At 42.3% G+C, this 16,951-nt stretch carries 11 protein-coding genes and 2 pseudogenes; 9 read left to right on the forward strand and 4 right to left on the reverse strand.

The genetic code is table 11. The features are described from left to right. Both KUA46_RS12805 and KUA46_RS12810 read right to left on the reverse strand, forming a co-directional pair. Complete coding sequence (locus KUA46_RS12805) at positions 1-1,281, reverse strand: AAA family ATPase (protein WP_119237378.1); 1,281 nt, start codon at positions 1,279-1,281, stop codon at positions 1-3. 436 nt (positions 1,282-1,717) lie between these two features. Further along, a pseudogene (locus KUA46_RS12810) lies at positions 1,718-1,879 on the reverse strand (IS1380 family transposase); the annotation flags it as partial. A gap of 151 nt (positions 1,880-2,030) precedes the next feature. Between KUA46_RS12810 and KUA46_RS12815 the strand changes: the two are divergent. Then, a complete protein-coding gene (locus KUA46_RS12815) occupies positions 2,031-2,510 on the forward strand; it encodes a GNAT family N-acetyltransferase (protein WP_217745322.1) in 480 nt (159 codons plus the stop codon). A gap of 66 nt (positions 2,511-2,576) precedes the next feature. On the opposite strand, the pseudogene KUA46_RS12820 reads toward KUA46_RS12815, so the two are convergent. Next, a pseudogene (locus KUA46_RS12820) lies at positions 2,577-2,780 on the reverse strand (IS1380 family transposase); the annotation flags it as partial. 156 nt (positions 2,781-2,936) lie between these two features. On the opposite strand from KUA46_RS12820, the gene KUA46_RS12825 reads away from it, so the two are divergent. After that, positions 2,937-4,319 carry a hypothetical protein gene (locus KUA46_RS12825; protein ID WP_218487462.1) on the forward strand — a complete coding sequence of 461 codons (1,383 nt, stop codon included), beginning with the start codon at positions 2,937-2,939 and terminating at the stop codon, positions 4,317-4,319. A gap of 104 nt (positions 4,320-4,423) precedes the next feature. Here the strand turns inward: KUA46_RS12825 and KUA46_RS12830 are convergent, their stop codons facing one another. Then, the gene (locus KUA46_RS12830) at positions 4,424-5,716 is read right to left on the reverse strand and encodes an ATP-binding protein (protein WP_153136920.1); all 1,293 of its coding nucleotides are present in this window, start codon (positions 5,714-5,716) and stop codon (positions 4,424-4,426) included. A gap of 457 nt (positions 5,717-6,173) precedes the next feature. On the opposite strand from KUA46_RS12830, the gene KUA46_RS12835 reads away from it, so the two are divergent. The 7 genes from KUA46_RS12835 (at position 6,174) to KUA46_RS12865 (ending at position 16,945) form a co-directional block, all read left to right on the forward strand. Further along, the gene (locus tag KUA46_RS12835) at positions 6,174-7,622 is read left to right on the forward strand and encodes an AAA family ATPase (RefSeq protein WP_153092826.1); all 1,449 of its coding nucleotides are present in this window, start codon (positions 6,174-6,176) and stop codon (positions 7,620-7,622) included. A 308-nt stretch (positions 7,623-7,930) separates the two neighbouring features. Then, positions 7,931-8,905: an aldo/keto reductase gene (locus KUA46_RS12840; RefSeq protein ID WP_218487463.1), complete on the forward strand. Its 975-nt coding sequence runs from the start codon at positions 7,931-7,933 to the stop codon at positions 8,903-8,905. A gap of 110 nt (positions 8,906-9,015) precedes the next feature. Beyond that, entirely contained in the window at positions 9,016-11,877 is a 2,862-nt protein-coding gene (leuS, locus tag KUA46_RS12845) for a leucine--tRNA ligase (RefSeq protein WP_218487464.1), read from the forward strand. A 156-nt stretch (positions 11,878-12,033) separates the two neighbouring features. Next, a complete protein-coding gene (locus KUA46_RS12850) occupies positions 12,034-12,990 on the forward strand; it encodes a YitT family protein (RefSeq protein WP_218487465.1) in 957 nt (318 codons plus the stop codon). Positions 12,991-13,071: 81 nt separating this feature from the next. Beyond that, positions 13,072-13,686: a non-canonical purine NTP diphosphatase gene (locus tag KUA46_RS12855; RefSeq protein WP_256625068.1), complete on the forward strand. Its 615-nt coding sequence runs from the start codon at positions 13,072-13,074 to the stop codon at positions 13,684-13,686. A 55-nt stretch (positions 13,687-13,741) separates the two neighbouring features. Next, the gene (locus KUA46_RS12860; protein WP_218487467.1) at positions 13,742-14,806 is read left to right on the forward strand and encodes an acyltransferase family protein; all 1,065 of its coding nucleotides are present in this window, start codon (positions 13,742-13,744) and stop codon (positions 14,804-14,806) included. Between the two features lie 72 nt (positions 14,807-14,878). Next, positions 14,879-16,945, forward strand: a complete 2,067-nt coding sequence (locus KUA46_RS12865; RefSeq protein ID WP_218487468.1) for a Por secretion system protein — start codon at positions 14,879-14,881, stop codon at positions 16,943-16,945. Positions 16,946-16,951 lie beyond the last annotated feature (6 nt).

A 16,951-nucleotide genomic window follows, 5' to 3' on the forward strand; every position in this document is an offset into this window, starting at 1 on the left:
TTATTCGTCAATAAATATACTGCCCAACTGAGGCTTCGCTCCCAACTTTCCTGCTCTGTAAGCATTGAGGATTGACACTTCCTTATGGAGACCGAAATCTTTGGCACGATAAATCTCTGTCGCTCCCGATTCGTTTTTGCTGGCAAAATACACCATATCCCTGCGGATAAAATCCTCGTCAAGAAGCATAAGACTATGAGTAGAGAATATCAATTGTGCCCGGTCTGAATTTACAAGGAAGGTCTTGATAATATGGGTGAACAGGTCGTAATGCAGCGAGTTCTCCAACTCGTCACACAGCAATGTCTGATTGTTTTTGATAAGTGTAAATAACAATGCCGACAAACCGTACATACGGTTGGTACCTTCCGATTCCACCATGTTAGAAAGACTTCCCGTGTAGAAAGGAGTCTTGTGGGTGAAGAACAATTCTTCTGTAGATATGATTTTGTCCTGTGGTTCCGAGATATGTAAGATTTTTGCTATCTTTCTGAACTTCTCCATAGCTTCCTCAGAAACCTCACCTTTTTCTTCCTTGATGTATATGTCGGAAATGTTGAAATCAGCCTTTTCAAGCATCTCGCAGATAAACTTCTTGCTGTCAGCATCCAATCTTACCACATCGTTAGCCAACTGTCCAAGATTATCATTCTTGCTGAGTAAAGGCATGAACTCGCTTTCAAAATAATTGAAGACTTTGTCAAGTTCAACATTCTTTTCAACGTTTGCATTCTTATAGGTTGTGAGTACCGTAGCATTGGAAATGCAATTTGACTCTATGAACAGTTTCTGTGTTGCAGACAACTTCAGCAATGGTCCGAAAGAAATTGAAGAGTTGCTCTTGTCCTCATTCCAGGTACGCTCATAAAAGAGCGCACGGCGGTTATTGGGATAGAAGTACAGTTCTTCCTTATAAATCTTTTGGTTGTTCAAGACAACGGAATATTCATATCTGACATCACCAATATAGAAAATCAATTCAAATGATGAGTTTTGGTTTCGGCTATCCTCATCCATCATGAATGGTGTCAGTCCTGTGCCTGTACCAGGTTTCTTGGAACGACTTGCAACCAAATAAAAAATGAACCAAGCCAAAGCTTTGAGGATGTTGCTCTTGCCAGATGCGTTTGGTCCGTAAACAACACCCAATTTGGAAATGCGAACACCTTTTATTTTAACAACAGCGTAGTCTTCATACGTTTTGTCAGCAGAAGCCGTAAAATCCAGCGTCTGCTCTTCTCTTATAGAAAGGAAATTCTTTACTTTAAATTGTAATACCATATCTTTCGTGCTAAAATTCGTAATTCTTTTGCAAAAATACAAAGAAAAGATGAAATATACAGTTTTTCAGCATCAAATTTAAGATTATTTTTCAGAAAATATGGCATAGCGAAAAAATAAGTATTCAAGCATGACAGATTAGGAAAACAATCGTGATACAATATATAGATCCTCAAATCCGCAACCTATTGGGTTTCGTGGGATTTTGCTTGTAAAACGACAAAATTCATTTTATTGTACATATTTCTTGCATAACAGAAATGTCGCAGACACAAAATCCCCTTACCCCATAAAGCGACTTGAGGTAATACGCTGGTTTAACCAGAAAAGCATGGTCTTTAACCAAAGTCTGTCTTGAACAGGTTGGCATAAGCATAGTTGTCTGAGTAAATGTTCAATACATGCCTACGTGATGTCTTAATCCATTTTGCTGGAACAGAGAGCGTAGAATCTCGCTATATTGATAACCAAACATAGTGCATCTCAATCCCAAGGTGGAATCTATGGTTTGAGCTAAAAGAGCATCAAATTGCTCCATAATCGAAAAAAATCCCCCAAAAGGAGTGAGTTTCTCAGATTTTATTTGTAGTTTTGCCATGTCATTCAGAATTTTGTTTGTTTTTATTTTGCAACACTAAGATAAGTGAAATTTCTGACATGGCAAAATCCTGAGCAACTTTTTGTTGCTCAGGTGCTTATAAAAAATATTAAATTATAGTGTTGCGGAAATAAGGATTTAGAAAATTGATATGATTGAGATTAGACATATTGAAGAGAAGGACCAGCAACAGTTGGCTCATGTCATCCGTTCTGTTTTTGAGGAATATGGCGCTCCGCTGGTCAACACCGTGTATGATGACCCAAGGACGGAGCATATCTTTGATGCAATGGCTGGGAAGAATGCCGGCTATTTGGTTGTAGCTGATGATGGGGGCGTTCAGGGAGGCTGCGGCTATTATCCCACGGAGGGATTGCCGGATGGATATGCAGAACTGGTAAAGTTCTACCTGTCTCCTTTAGTTCGTGGTCAAGGCAATGGATCTGTTTTGTTCTCGCAGGCCATTGAAGGAGCCCGAAGGGCTGGTTATAGTCATCTGTATATTGAGTCATTCCCACAATTCTCAGATGCAGTAGCCATGTATGAGCGTCATGGCTTCAGGCATATTCCTCAGCGCCTTGGTGACTCGGGACATACCGCCACCACCATTTTTATGGTAAAGGAGTTGTAGAGCAAAGCCTGTGAATATAGACTCTTTAAATGACAACTGCAAAATAGAAACTCCAGAGAGAAATCGAATTTCCTCCGAACATGAGCCACCACAAAGATATACGCACATCAGAGAACGTAGAATCTCGCTATATTGATAACCAAACATAGTGCATCTCAATCCCAAGGTGGAATCTATGGTTTGAGCTAAAAGAGCATCAAATTGCTCCATAATAGAAAAAATTCCTCCAAAAGGAGTGAGTTTCTCAGATTTTATTTGTATTTTTGCCATGTCATTCAGAGTTTTATTTGTTTTAAAAAGCAACACTAAGATAAGTGAAATTTCTGACATGCCAAAATCCAGAGCAACTTATTGTTGCTCAGGTGCTTATAAAAATATTAAATTATAGTGTTGCGGCAAAACTTATTTTCTTAAAACAGACTGACAATGAATGAAGATAAAGATGAAATAGAATTCAGCTACGAAGTCTTCGACCGACAGCTCGACAACTTCTGCCGAATGCTCAGCATTCTGGTAGATGCATGGGAAGATTACAGTCCGCAGGAACTTACCTTCGATATCCGTTCGCTCTGCACCAAAGCCACCCGGCTCTGCTATATGGCAGAGAAAGATATGGTGCTGCAGCACAACGACATAGCCAAGCAGCGAAAGGAGCAGAACGAAACCCACGAAGTAAGCATCAGCATCATCGTAATGCAGAAGTTTACACCCCTGATGGCGCATATCATGGAAGACATGAAAAAGGGAAAACAGATAGAAGGAAAACGGATGAAAGTGGCACCGCTGGATATGACCCGCATCTTGCCGAAACTCAACGAATTTTTCGAAACCGATGAACTGGGCAAAGGAAGTACTATCGATGTAAACGAAGTAACCAAACTCCAGAAAGAACTGTTACGCCAGGTAAAACCCACTCATATCCCCGGCGTAAAACCCGTAGAGCGCCTCTGGAATCTCTTCCAGCTATACAGCATGGCATGTTATCTGATGCTCCACTTCCGCCAGCTGAGCCATTTCACCAACCTCGCCATGAGCGAAGAGCAGACCACCCGCCTCTTCGAAATGTCGCTACAGGAATATCAGGAAGAACCAAAGGGCATCAGCGACATAGACCGATACTTTACAACCCTGGAATATGATAACAACGGAAAGCAGCTCTCCGTCAGCCAATTGCTGGAAGTAAGAAAAACGCTAAAAGACGAGGTACCGGAAAATCTGCGCCTCGACTTTATGAAATATATAAGAGACACCCAACTGCTGGGCGCCCAGCTTGCCCACGTAAATTTTACAGCACAAGAATATCTCAAGCTGGTATCAGCCACCGTAAAATGGCACATCATCGAGCAGGAAATCTACGATTTGGAACATCCCGAAGGCATTCCGGAAACCCTTCCCAACGAGGTTTTCTACAAAGTAAAAGACGGCAAATACATCGACATGCAGAATCTGAAGGCTCAGATAGCCAATATGTTGAAATTTGTTACCCGCAAGAACCATTGGTTCTGCGTATGGTGTGTATTGAATCACAACTGCATGCTTCAGGACAACCAGAACTTCGAAGCCTTTGCCACCCAGATGATGACTCCCGAATGGTTTGGCGGCATCGACGATTATCTCCATTTCTCGGGCGACAATCTCCGCGACTACCGCCGTTATTTCTCAGAGATAGATTATCCGCAATGGGATGAAAAGAAGTTTAAGGAAATCAAGGACCTTTACAACATGACGAAATGGTCAGACAAGCTCCTCAGCAAGTTCCAGCATCTCTGCATCACGATGAATGGTGTGTTTGATAAGAAAAGCCTCTGATTCAGGCTTGTTTTATGCATAAAAAACAGCTTTTAAATACCTGATTTACAAAATAATATTAAAAGTTCACAAGTTTGTGGACCACAACCTTGTGAACTTTATTTTTATCCGAATATTGCAGATACGGAATATAATGGATAATTGGCAAGCCAATCCTGCTCTCTATAAGGTGACATGGATAGGCGCATACCTTTCAATCCCTGATTGCGCTCTACAAACACCCTCAAACTCTTAGCCTGCAAATTCTCCTCAGCCTTTACTTCTATCGGAATGATTCTTTCTTCATCCTGCACTAGAAAATCTATTTCACCACGTGAATTTTCTGCCGACCAATAATAGATAGACAAGGAAGATTTCTCCTTAAGCTGCTGCAGGACATACTGCTCTGTCAGCGCCCCCTTAAAATCTGAAAACAGCACATTTCCTTCCAGCAAGCTTTGGGCAGGAATATTGCTCATGGCTCCCATCAGTCCCACATCAGACAGGAATAACTTGAAAGCAGAAAAATCCTCATATGCAGCCAATGGCAACAGGGCTTTCTTACAACGGTTTATCTTATAGATCAACCCTGCATCTTTCAGCCATTCGATAGCGAGCTCAAAATCCTTTGCTCTGGCTCCTTCCTTTACGGCACCATAGATAAATTTCTTGTTTTCCTTGGCAAGCTGGGATGGGATGGATTTCCATACCATTCGGATACGTGGAACTTCTATGGCCGGAGCATGTTTGGAAAAATCACGCTCATACGCTTCAAGGATTCCTTTTTGAATGCTTCTGACTTCAGACAGATTTCCCTCGCTGGCAAAAGACTGTACTACAGCCGGCATTCCCCCGACCAGATAATACTGTCGCAGGCATTCCTCAAATTTATTCCGGAACATGGTTATCATATTCCAATCCTTTGACATCAGCAGTTCTACCATACGGCTTTCACCGATTGCATCTAGAAATTCAAAGAATGTGAGGGGATATAAATGCATGAAATCTACCTTACCTACAGGAAAAGAGTCATTCTGATGCATCGCAATTCCGAGCAATGAACCTGCAGCTACGACATGATATTGAGGTGCTTTTTCTGCAAAATACTTTAATGCGGTGATACCCCTGGGTGCTTCTTGTATCTCATCAAGGATAATAAGCGTATTTTCATCAATAGAAACTCCTGTACTCCATTGTATGCTATTGATAATACGGGGAATATCAAAGTCATGTGCAAAAACTTCCCGGAGCATTTCATTGTCTTCGAAGTTTACATACGCACTACGGGTATAGGCCTCTTTGGCAAATTCCTGCATCAGCCAGGTTTTGCCAACCTGGCGGGCTCCAAGCATAATCAACGGCTTTCGGTCGTTGCTTGCTTTCCATTGATATAGGTATTTGATGGCATTTCTCTTCATAACTATCTGATTATTTGATATTTCTGAATGCAAAGATACATTTTTTATTTCAAAGAGCACAAAAAGTCGTCCTTAAAAATGTATAAAACTACAAAAAGTCGTCCTTAAAAGTGTAGAAAGTCACAAAAAGTCGTCCTTAAAAATGTATTTGTATCATACATCTAACAAAATCAAAGCGGACAAACTGGAGAATTACTTCTTTCTGATTGAAGCAGAACAAACATAGCGACATCGTACAGAAACAGATTACGATGAACGATTTGTTTAAAAGAAAGTCTCCCGACAGGTGTCAATAGAAAGTCTCCCGCCAGGCGTCCCGGCGGATTTGAAATGCCGAACGCTTAACGGGATAATCTGCGCTAATGTGCTTTTTTCATACCATTAGCGCAGATTATCCACGAATAATTTGCGCTAATGGGGATTTTTTTATATCTTTGCGCAGAAAATAACGAAAGATATGGAACAGAGACTGATAGGAAGAGAAGCAGAACTCAAACTGCTCAATGAATATATAAACTCCGATAGATCAGAGTTTATCGCCGTCTATGGAAGACGACGTGTAGGCAAGACTTTTCTCATCAGAAAAGCCGTAGAAGACCATTTTGCCTTCTTTATGACAGGAATGAACGGAGTTGCCAAAGGCGAACAGCTTGTCAACTTCAGCATTGCCCTACAAAAATATACCCACTCCACCACTCTGCAGACATTCAAGAGCTGGCTGCTGGCATTCTATGCCCTATCACAATACATAGAAACACTTCCAGAAGGCAAGAAAGTTATATTCATCGATGAATTGCCATGGATGGATACCGCCAAATCGGGATTCATACCTGCACTGGAAAACTTCTGGAACAGCTGGGCTGTACTGCGCAACGACATCAAACTCATCGTTTGCGGATCCGCCACCTCCTGGATGATCAACAACCTGATTCGCAACCGTGGTGGCTTGCACAACCGACTGACCCATCATCTGATTGTAAAACCATTCACCCTGCACGAATGCGAAGAATACTTCAAGGCTTACCACTTCGGCTACAGCCGAAAACAGATAGCAGAATGCTATATGGTTATGGGAGGAATACCTTATTATCTGTCAATGATGGATAAATCGAAAAGTCTGGCACAGAACATCGACCAGCTGTTTTTCGCAGACAATGCAGAACTGAAAGATGAGTTCAACGACTTATACAGAGCTTTGTTTAAGAAATCAGCCGACCATATCGCCGTGGTTACTGCCCTTGCTACCAAAGGAATGGGTATGACCCGACAGGAACTGGTCAAGGCATCGGGAGGAAAAGATAATGGAGCCTTCTCTACTGTACTGGAAGAATTGGAACAATGCGGATTCATCCGTCTGTATGAACCATTCAGTACAGCCAATAAGATGACTTCCGACATTCGCCAAAAGCGAAACACCTTATTCCAGTTAGTAGATTTCTATACGCTCTTCTACTTCCGTTTCATCAAGCACAACAAGTATCAGGATTCCAGTTTCTGGTCATCCTCCCAGAACAGTCAGCTATACCATACTTGGGCTGGCTTGTCTTTCGAGATGCTTTGTCTAAACCATATAGACAAAATCAAGCACGCCCTGGGAATTTCGGGAGTACAGACCTTGGTTTGCTCATGGCGAAGCAGCAATACAGAAAAGGGAACTCAAATAGACTTGCTGATAGACCGGAAAGATGAAACCATCAATATCTGTGAGATGAAATTCTACAAGAGCGAATTCGAAATCAGCAAGGAATATGAGGAGAAGTTGCTGGAGAAACTGCGTATCTTCACAGAAGAGACAAAGACTTCCAAATCGCTTCTCCTCACATTGATTACTTCTTTCGGATTGAAGCAGAACAAACATAGCGACATCGTACAGAAACAGATTACGATGGATGAATTGTTTATTTAATTGGCAAGCCAATGAATGTTTTTCCATAACCAATCGACCTTTACTACATCCCCACTTATCTATATCGAAAAAAATATAATTTTTATTCAATACAACGATTATATTGAATATTTTTATTACCTTTGCGATGTAGAAAAGGAAGAGCCGGCAGGCCCCTAACCACATACCGGTGAAGAGTGGTGAAGAGTGGGTGAAGAGTGAACAAAAACTCTTCACCACGCCAAATGCCTTGTTTATAGGCATTTACAAAGGAAAGGTGAAGAGTGAAGAGTTTCTGGCTCTTCGCTGTAATAAAAATATAAGGAATAATGGACATTAAAGGTATTTATCATGCTGACGCCAATCGCTATAGCGATGCAGAAGCGCTCTACAAGAGATGCGGCAAGAGTGGTATCTTGCTGCCTAAAATAAGTTTGGGATTCTGGCACAACTTCGGAGAGGTAGATTCTTACGAAAGAAGTCGTGCCATCACTCACTATGCCTTCGACCATGGTATCACCCACTTCGACCTGGCTAACAACTATGGACCTCCATACGGTAGTGCAGAGGAAACGATGGGCAGACTGATGAAAGATGATTTCAAGCCCTATCGCGATGAACTCTTTATCTCAACCAAAGCAGGTTATGATATGTGGGAAGGTCCTTACGGCAACTGGGGCTCCCGTAAGTATCTGATGGCCAGTCTGAATCAGAGTCTCAAGAGAATGAATCTCGAGTATGTTGACCTCTTCTACAGCCACCGCTACGATCCGACCACACCACTCGAAGAAACCCTTCAAGCCATGGTAGACATCGTGAAGCAAGGCAAGGCTCTTTATCTCGGCATCAGCCGCTGGCCACTGGAAGCCCTGAAGTTTGCTGACCAATATCTGAAGGAGCGCGACTGTCCGCTGCTCATTTTCCAGGACAGACTCAACATGCTCGACCATGCGCCACAAGAGAATGGAACCTTAGATTATTGCGCAGAAAACGGCATCGGTTTCATCTCGTTCTCACCTCTGGCACAGGGACTTCTCACCGACCGATATCTCAACGGAATACCGGCAGACAGCCGTATGGCAAAAGAGCATTTTCTGAAACACTCTGCTCTAACTCCAGAACTGCTGGAACAGCTCAAGAAATGGAACGCAGAAGCAGGAGAAAGAGACGAAACACTCGCCGAAATGGCACTTGCCTGGATATTGCAGCAGAAAGGTGTAACCAGCGTATTGGTAGGAGCCAGCTCTACCGCCCAACTGGAAAAGAACATGAAGTGTGTGCATGCTAAGACATTAAATTCATAAAAAACTTGCATTTTATTTTGTTATGTGCCAAAATAAATGTAATTTTGCACCTTGAATAGGGTTACACCTTATTATATTTAAGAAAAGAAACATAATTATTAGATAAAACAATGGAATACAACTTCAGAGAAATCGAGAAGAAATGGCACCAGAAATGGGTCGAGAACAAGACCTACAAGGTGACAGAGGATGAAAACAAGAAGAAATTCTATGTGCTCAACATGTTCCCTTATCCATCAGGAGCTGGTTTGCACGTAGGTCACCCACTTGGTTATATCGCTAGCGATATCTATGCACGCTACAAGCGTTTGAACGGATTTAACGTACTGAACCCTATGGGTTACGATGCTTACGGATTGCCTGCAGAGCAGTATGCTATCCAGACCGGTCAGCACCCAGAGGTTACTACCGTAGCCAACATCAACCGCTACCGCGAGCAGCTCGACAAGATTGGCTTCTGCTTCGATTGGGACCGTGAGGTTCGTACCTGCGACCCTAAGTATTACCATTGGACTCAGTGGGCTTTCCAGAAGATGTTCAACTCATTCTTCTGCAACAGCTGCCAGAAGGCTCAGCCTATCGAGAAGCTCATTAAGCGTTTCGAGGAGAAGGGTTCTGCTGACTTGAACGTGGCTCAGAACGAGCAGATTGACTTCACAGCCGAGGAGTGGAACAGCTACGACGACGTGAAGAAGCAGCAGATCCTGATGAACTACCGCATCGCTTACCTCGGTGAAACAATGGTTAACTGGTGCCCAGGCTTGGGTACTGTGCTTGCCAACGACGAGGTAGTAAACGGCGTAAGTGAGCGTGGCGGTTATCCTGTCATCCAGAAGAAGATGCAGCAGTGGTGCCTGAGAACATCAGCCTACTCTCAGCGTCTGCTCGACGGTTTGGAGACCATCCAGTGGAGCGACAGTATCAAAGAAACCCAGAAAAACTGGATTGGCCGTTCTGAGGGTACAGAGGTAGTATTCTCTGTAAAGGACAGCGACGTGAAGTTCACCATCTTCACCACCCGTGCCGATACCATGTTTGGCGTAACCTTCATGGTTCTGGCTCCAGAGAGCGAATATGTTCAGCAGGTAACTACTGCCGAGCAGAAGGAAGAGGTGGAGAAATATCTCGACTACGTGAAGAAGCGTACCGAGCTTGACCGTATGGCTAACCACAGCGTAACCGGTGTATTCTCAGGAAGTTATGCCATCAATCCATTCACCGGCGAGGCAATCCCAGTATGGATTTCAGAATATGTATTGGCTGGATATGGTACAGGTGCCATCATGGCTGTACCAGCTCACGATAGCCGTGACTACGCCTTCGCCAAGCACTTCAACCTGCCTATCATTCCTCTTATCGAGGGTGCTGATGTTTCAGAGGAGAGCTTCGATGCCAAGGAAGGTATAGTAACCAACTCACCTGTAGCAGGCAAGAGCAGCATGGATGGCTTCTCTCTGAATGGACTCACCGTGAAGGAGGCTATCGCAGCTACCAAGAAGTTTGTTACCGAGAAGGGCATCGGCCGAGTAAAGGTAAACTATCGTCTCCGCGATGCCATCTTCTCACGTCAGCGCTACTGGGGTGAGCCATTCCCAGTATATTACAAGGACGGAATGCCACAGATGGTTCCAGAGGAGTGCCTGCCACTCGAATTGCCAGAGATTGAGACCTATAAGCCAACAGAGACTGGCGAGCCACCATTGGGCAGAGCCAAGAAGTGGGCTTGGGATACAGAGAAGAAAGAGGTGGTTGACAAGAGCCTCGTAGATAACAAGACCGTATTCCCACTGGAACTCAACACCATGCCAGGTTTCGCAGGTTCATCTGCTTACTACCTGCGCTACATGGATCCTCACAACGATGAGGCACTCGTAGGCAAGAAGGCAGATGAGTACTGGCAGAATGTTGACCTCTACGTAGGTGGTTGCGAACATGCTACCGGTCACTTGATTTACTCCCGTTTCTGGAACAAGTTCCTCTTCGACCTCGGCGTAAGCTGCAAGGAAGAGCCATTCCAGAAGCTGGTGAACCAGGGTATGATTCAGGGCCGTTCTAACTTCGTTTACCGCATCAACAGCGATGATCACGACAAGGCTCCTGTATTCGTAAGCTTGAATCTGAAGAAGGATTACGACGTAACTCCTATCCACGTAGATGTAAACATCGTAAGCAACGATGTATTGGATATCGAGGCATTCAAGGCTTGGCGCCCTGAGTATCAGAACGCTGAGTTCATCCTGGAAGATGGCAAGTACATCTGCGGATGGGCCATCGAGAAGATGTCTAAGAGTATGTTCAACGTGGTGAATCCAGATATGATTGTCGAGAAGTATGGTGCTGATACCCTGCGTCTCTACGAAATGTTCCTGGGTCCTGTAGAGGCAAGCAAGCCTTGGGATACCAATGGTATCGACGGTTGCCACCGCTTCCTGAAGAAGTTCTGGGGTCTGTTCTACGAGAACCGTACCGACAACTTCCTTCCTTCAGCCGGCGAGGCAGCGAAGCCAGAGAGCCTGAAGAGCGTTCACAAGCTCATCAAGAAGGTAAGCGAGGATATCGAGAAGTTCTCTTACAACACTTCTATCTCAGCCTTCATGATTGCCGTGAACGAACTCGGTCAGCAGAAGTGCCGCAACAAGGAACTTCTGAAGGATCTCGTCATCCTCATCGCTCCATTCGCTCCACACATCGCAGAAGAGTTGTGGGCAGCACTTGGCGAGCAGGGCAGCGTTTGCGATGCAGCATGGCCAAAGTATGATGAGCAGTATCTGAAGGAGAACGACATGCAGCTCACCATTTCCTTCAACGGTAAAGCTCGTTTCCAGATGACTTTCCCTGTGGATACTCCTAACGAGGAAATCCAGAAGCAGGTATTGGCAGACGAGAAGAGCCAGAAGTACTTGGAAGGATTCAACGTGTTGAAGGTGATCATCGTACCAAAGAAGATCGTCAACGTTGTGTTGAAAAAGTAATTTATAGATAACAGGAAGTTAAGGAGTTAAGGAGTAAAAGGAGTTAAGACAATTGTATATCCTGTCAATAGAAGATATACGAAAACAAAAACTGTTGTCTTAACTTCTTGACTCCCTTTAACTCCTTAACTACTTTTAAAATACGAGGAAAATATTATGCAAATAGCAATCAGTCAAACAATTAAGAATGAGTGCAAGGATTATTTCTACATCACCCTTGGACTCTTGCTTTACACATTTGGATGGACCATTTTCCTGCTTCCATACCAGATAGTAACGGGTGGCGTAACGGGTATCGCAGCCGTGATTTACTACGGCACGGGGATACCTATCTATTTGTCTTATTTTCTCATTAATGCCGCCTTGCTGCTTGCCGCGCTGAAGATTCTGGGATTCAAATTCATGGTGAAGACCGTCTATGCCATCATCATGCTCTCCCTATTCCTGGCGCTGGCGCAAGACTGGATGATAGGTGAAGATGGCAAGATGGTGCAGATATTGGGAGAGGGACAGGACTTCATGTCGCTCATCATCGGCTGTCTGTTTACGGGTTTATCACTCGCCATCGTCTTTCTGCATAATGGAAGTACAGGTGGAACGGATATCATTGCTGCCATCGTCAACAAATATCACAACATCTCGCTGGGCCGTGTGCTTATCTTCGTGGATCTCCTCATCGTGGGCAGTTCATTCTTCGTCTTCAATGCAAAACCAGAGTTTACCGCGATAGACGCCGTTAGAAAGGTAGTATTCGGTCTCTGTACGATGGTGATAGAAAACCTGGTACTCGACTATGTGATGAATGCCAAGCGAGAGAGTGTACAGTTTATGATATTCAGCAAGAAATATCAGGAGATAGCCAATGCCATCGGTATGCAGATGGATCATGGCGTAACCATTCTCGATGGCCATGGCTGGTACACGGGCAACAAGATGAAGGTGCTCTGTATTCTGGCAAAGAAGAACGAGAGCGTCACCATCTTCCGTATCGTCAAGATCATCGACCCAAATGCCTTTGTAAGTCAGAGTTCCGTAATCGGTGTGTATGGCGAGGGATTTGATGAGATGAAGGTGAAAATCAAAGATAAAGACATTAAAACAATTAAAAGTTAAAGTTTATAGCGGCTTTGCCGTATAGCAAGAAGCACTATTGCAAGAATGCCCTATAAACTATTAACTATAAATTATAAACTTATGAAAAGGATAGTTTTTGCAACAAATAACCAGCATAAACTCCAGGAGATTCGCGACATCCTGGGCAGCGGCTACGAGGTAGTATCGCTGAAGGAAATAGGATGCGATGTGGATATTCCTGAAACAGGCAACACATTGGAAGAGAACGCCTTGCAGAAGGCGCAGTATGTTTATGACCATTACCACGTAAGTTGCTTTGCCGATGATACCGGTCTGGAGGTAGAGGCACTTGATGGTGCCCCTGGCGTTCACAGTGCCCGCTATGCTGAGGGTACCGACCACGACAGTGAGGCTAACATGGCTAAGCTGTTGAGAGAACTGAACGGCAAGAAAAACCGCCAGGCCCGCTTCCGCACCGTTATCTGCTACATCGAGAAGCAGGATGTATGTCCTTGCGGCTGCACCAGCATCAAGAAAATCCACCAGTTCGAGGGTATCGTAAACGGCCATATCGCCACCGAGAAACATGGTACCGAAGGCTTCGGCTACGACCCAGTCTTCGTGCCAGAAGACTATGACCAGAGTTTTGCTGAGCTAGGTGAGGAAATCAAGAACGGCATCAGCCACAGAGCCAGAGCCGTGGCTAAATTGGTAGAGTATTTGAAAAAGAAATAAGATTTATTCTTGTTCAATACAGAATAGAATAACATTATAACAAAGAAAAGGCATCATGATCAGGACACTCAATTCCCTGCGATTCATTCTTATCCTAATGATTGTGATTTCGCATTCCACCCTACCCATATCCCAAGATTTAATCAATTACTTGGGCGAGTTTCCTGTTGCCATTTTCTTTGTTATCAGTGGTTTTGTACTCTCTTTAAGCAAAGGAGAAAAACTACAGAAAGAAGTATTGGGAAACAGAAATTTTTTCCTTTCCCGTATCATCAAACTCTATCCTCTGCATATTCTGATTCTCGCCATTCTCATATTAATGGATTGGCGATTAGGGCGTATATTACCATGGTATCAGATTCTATCCCATTCGCTGTTGATACAAACCTGGTATCCGGCACATGACTTTATGGCTCATCTCAATGCAGCTACATGGTTTATTTCTGATCTTATCTTCTTCTATCTTATATTCAAGTATTTATACGCTTGGATTATGCGACATTCCTGGTTATACTTATTAGCAACAATAAGTATATATATGGCAGTTTATATCAGTATCTCGCTCTGTGCACAAGCAGATTATTCAGCCGGCTACATTTATGCCCACCCATTATTCAGAATGATAGATTTCATGATAGGTATCCTTTTATATAAAGTATGCAGATCAGAAAAAGGTAAAAAAATAGCCGATAAGATAACAAACTCAACTTCTTTCTGGCAAGTAAACCTATCGGATATGGGAGTGGTATTGCTGTTTATCGCAATGTATTTCCTATCAATCCATTGCAATCCGAACATTCGCTGTGCCGTTATTTATTGGATACCATCAGCCATAACCGTATTCTATTTTACAGCAAGAGATCAAGGTAAAGGTTGTTTTATTAGGATATTCCATAATAAACTCTTGCTATGGCTAGGCAGCATCAGTTTTGAAATATTTCTCTGTCATAATCTCTGCTTTCGCATCATACAGAGTATATTTCTTAAACGATATGGAGAAGGAAATCCACATCAAGAATTCCAATTCATCCTATCCCTCGCTTTTATTATCCTCACAGCATGGATAGCAAAAAAAGCCATCGTTTTACCCATCCAACATCAACTTCAAAAATATCTATAAGTATCTGTTTATAAAAACAATAAATAGTTATATTTGCAGTTAATATAGTATTAGGCTTTAAAATAACAGACAATGAAGACAATAACATTATTAATTACAATACTATTCATGGTACTTCCCTTATCGGCCACAGATAAGGAAAGTTGGGAAATATACACCAGTTATAATGATATAACAGAAATCGAGCCAGCAGGAAACCTAGTGTTTGCCTTAGCATCTAACGGACTTTTTTCTTATCATATAAAAGAAGGTTCAGTTACGACATACGATAAAGCAAACACTCTTTCCGACTTTGATATTAATCATATAGCTTGGAATAAGACTACCAAAAAATTGGTAATTACATATACCAATGGCAATATTGACCTGTTGGATGCCAATGGAAATGTAGTTAATGTGCCTGATTTGTATCTGAAAAGTATGACAGATAATAAACAGATAAACCATATAAATATAAGTGGGGCAAATGTTTATTTATCTCTCTCTTTTGGAATTATTAAGCTAGATACAAAAGAAGGAAAAATACTCGATACATACAAATTGGGCTTTAATGTTAACTATAGTTATATAGAAGACAACTGCCTTTATGCAGCTTCGAAAGAAGCTGGCTTATATAAAGGAAAACTAACTGGTAATTTACTGAATTCTAAAGAATGGACAAAAATTGGAAGTTACAAACAGCTTTCTGAAAACAAGAAACTTGTATATGATAAAGGAACAGGCTTTTGGTGGACAACTACCAAAGAAGGAAAACTTACTTATTATACAGTAGATTCGAATAATGAACCTGTTTATAAGACAGAAGGAATACTTCCTAAAGGACCTGCTTCTAACAATTTCTACAATCTTTTCTTTCACAACGGAAAACTCTATGCTACTGGTGGTTTCTATTCACAAGAGAATGATGGAAGTTACCCAGGAGAAGTTCATGTATGGGATGGAGAAAACTGGTCTGAATTTGAACAACCATCTAATGATGTTCTTGGTCATCGCAACGTAGACTGGCTAAGCATGGATTTTGATCCAACAAAAGAAGGACACGTGATGGTAGCTGCCAAGAGTGGACTTTATGAATTTCAAGATGGAGAATTCATAAAATGTTACAATAGAAACAATAGTCCATTCCTATCATGTGTCAACGATGATAACTATATTCTGGTCTCAGATCTCATGTATGATAAAGAAGGTACACTATGGGTATTCAATTCTTCTGTAGAAAACTGTTTTTGGACCCTTGATAAAAATCAACAATGGAAGTCCCTAGATGTCTGTTCACAGATTAAATACAATGATGATTTAAGATGTCTATTCATCAGTAGAACAAACAATAAAATGTGGTTTTTATCCAACTATTGGCAAACAAGCCAATTATATGCATACGACTATATAAAAAATACGTTGCATACTTACGGCCCTACTTACATAAATGAAGATGGTGTTCAAATTACTCCAAACTTTTTTTACAAGATAAAAGAAGATAGAGAAGGAAATATATGGATGTGCACTAGCAGTGGCCCTCTTTACTTGTCGGCAGACAACATACGTTTGGGAGCACAAGAAGTAACCCAGCATAAGGTACCAAGAAACGATGGTACCAATTATGCCGATTATCTGCTAGACGGAATAGATACAAGAAGTATAGCCATAGATGGAGGAAACAGAAAATGGCTTGGAACCAAATCAAATGGTGTATATCTCATCAGTTCTGATTGCAATACGCAGATACAGCACTTTACATCTGAGAATTCTCCGCTGCTATCCAATACAATACTTGACATTCTGATAGAGCCTTCCGGAAAAGTATATTTTGCAACTCCTAAAGGACTTTGTTCATATATGAGTGATGTTACTCTACCAAGCAATGAAATGAACAAAAATGATGTTTATGCCTATCCAAATCCTGTAAAACCGGATTATACTGGACTCGTGAAAATCGTAGGATTAACATTTGACGCTGATGTAAAGATTGTAACAAGCAATGGAGTTCTGGTAAACCAAGGTAGAAGCATCGGAGGTACTTACACATGGAACCAGTGCGACTTAAAAGGCAGAAAAGTATCTAGTGGCATATATATGGTAGAAACTGCTACTTCCGAAGGAGAAAGAGGAGTGGTTTGTAAAATAGCCATTATCAAATAACAAGAA

This window comes from Segatella copri (assembly GCF_019249765.2).
GTDB classification, from domain to species: Bacteria; Bacteroidota; Bacteroidia; order Bacteroidales; family Bacteroidaceae; genus Prevotella; species Prevotella copri_K.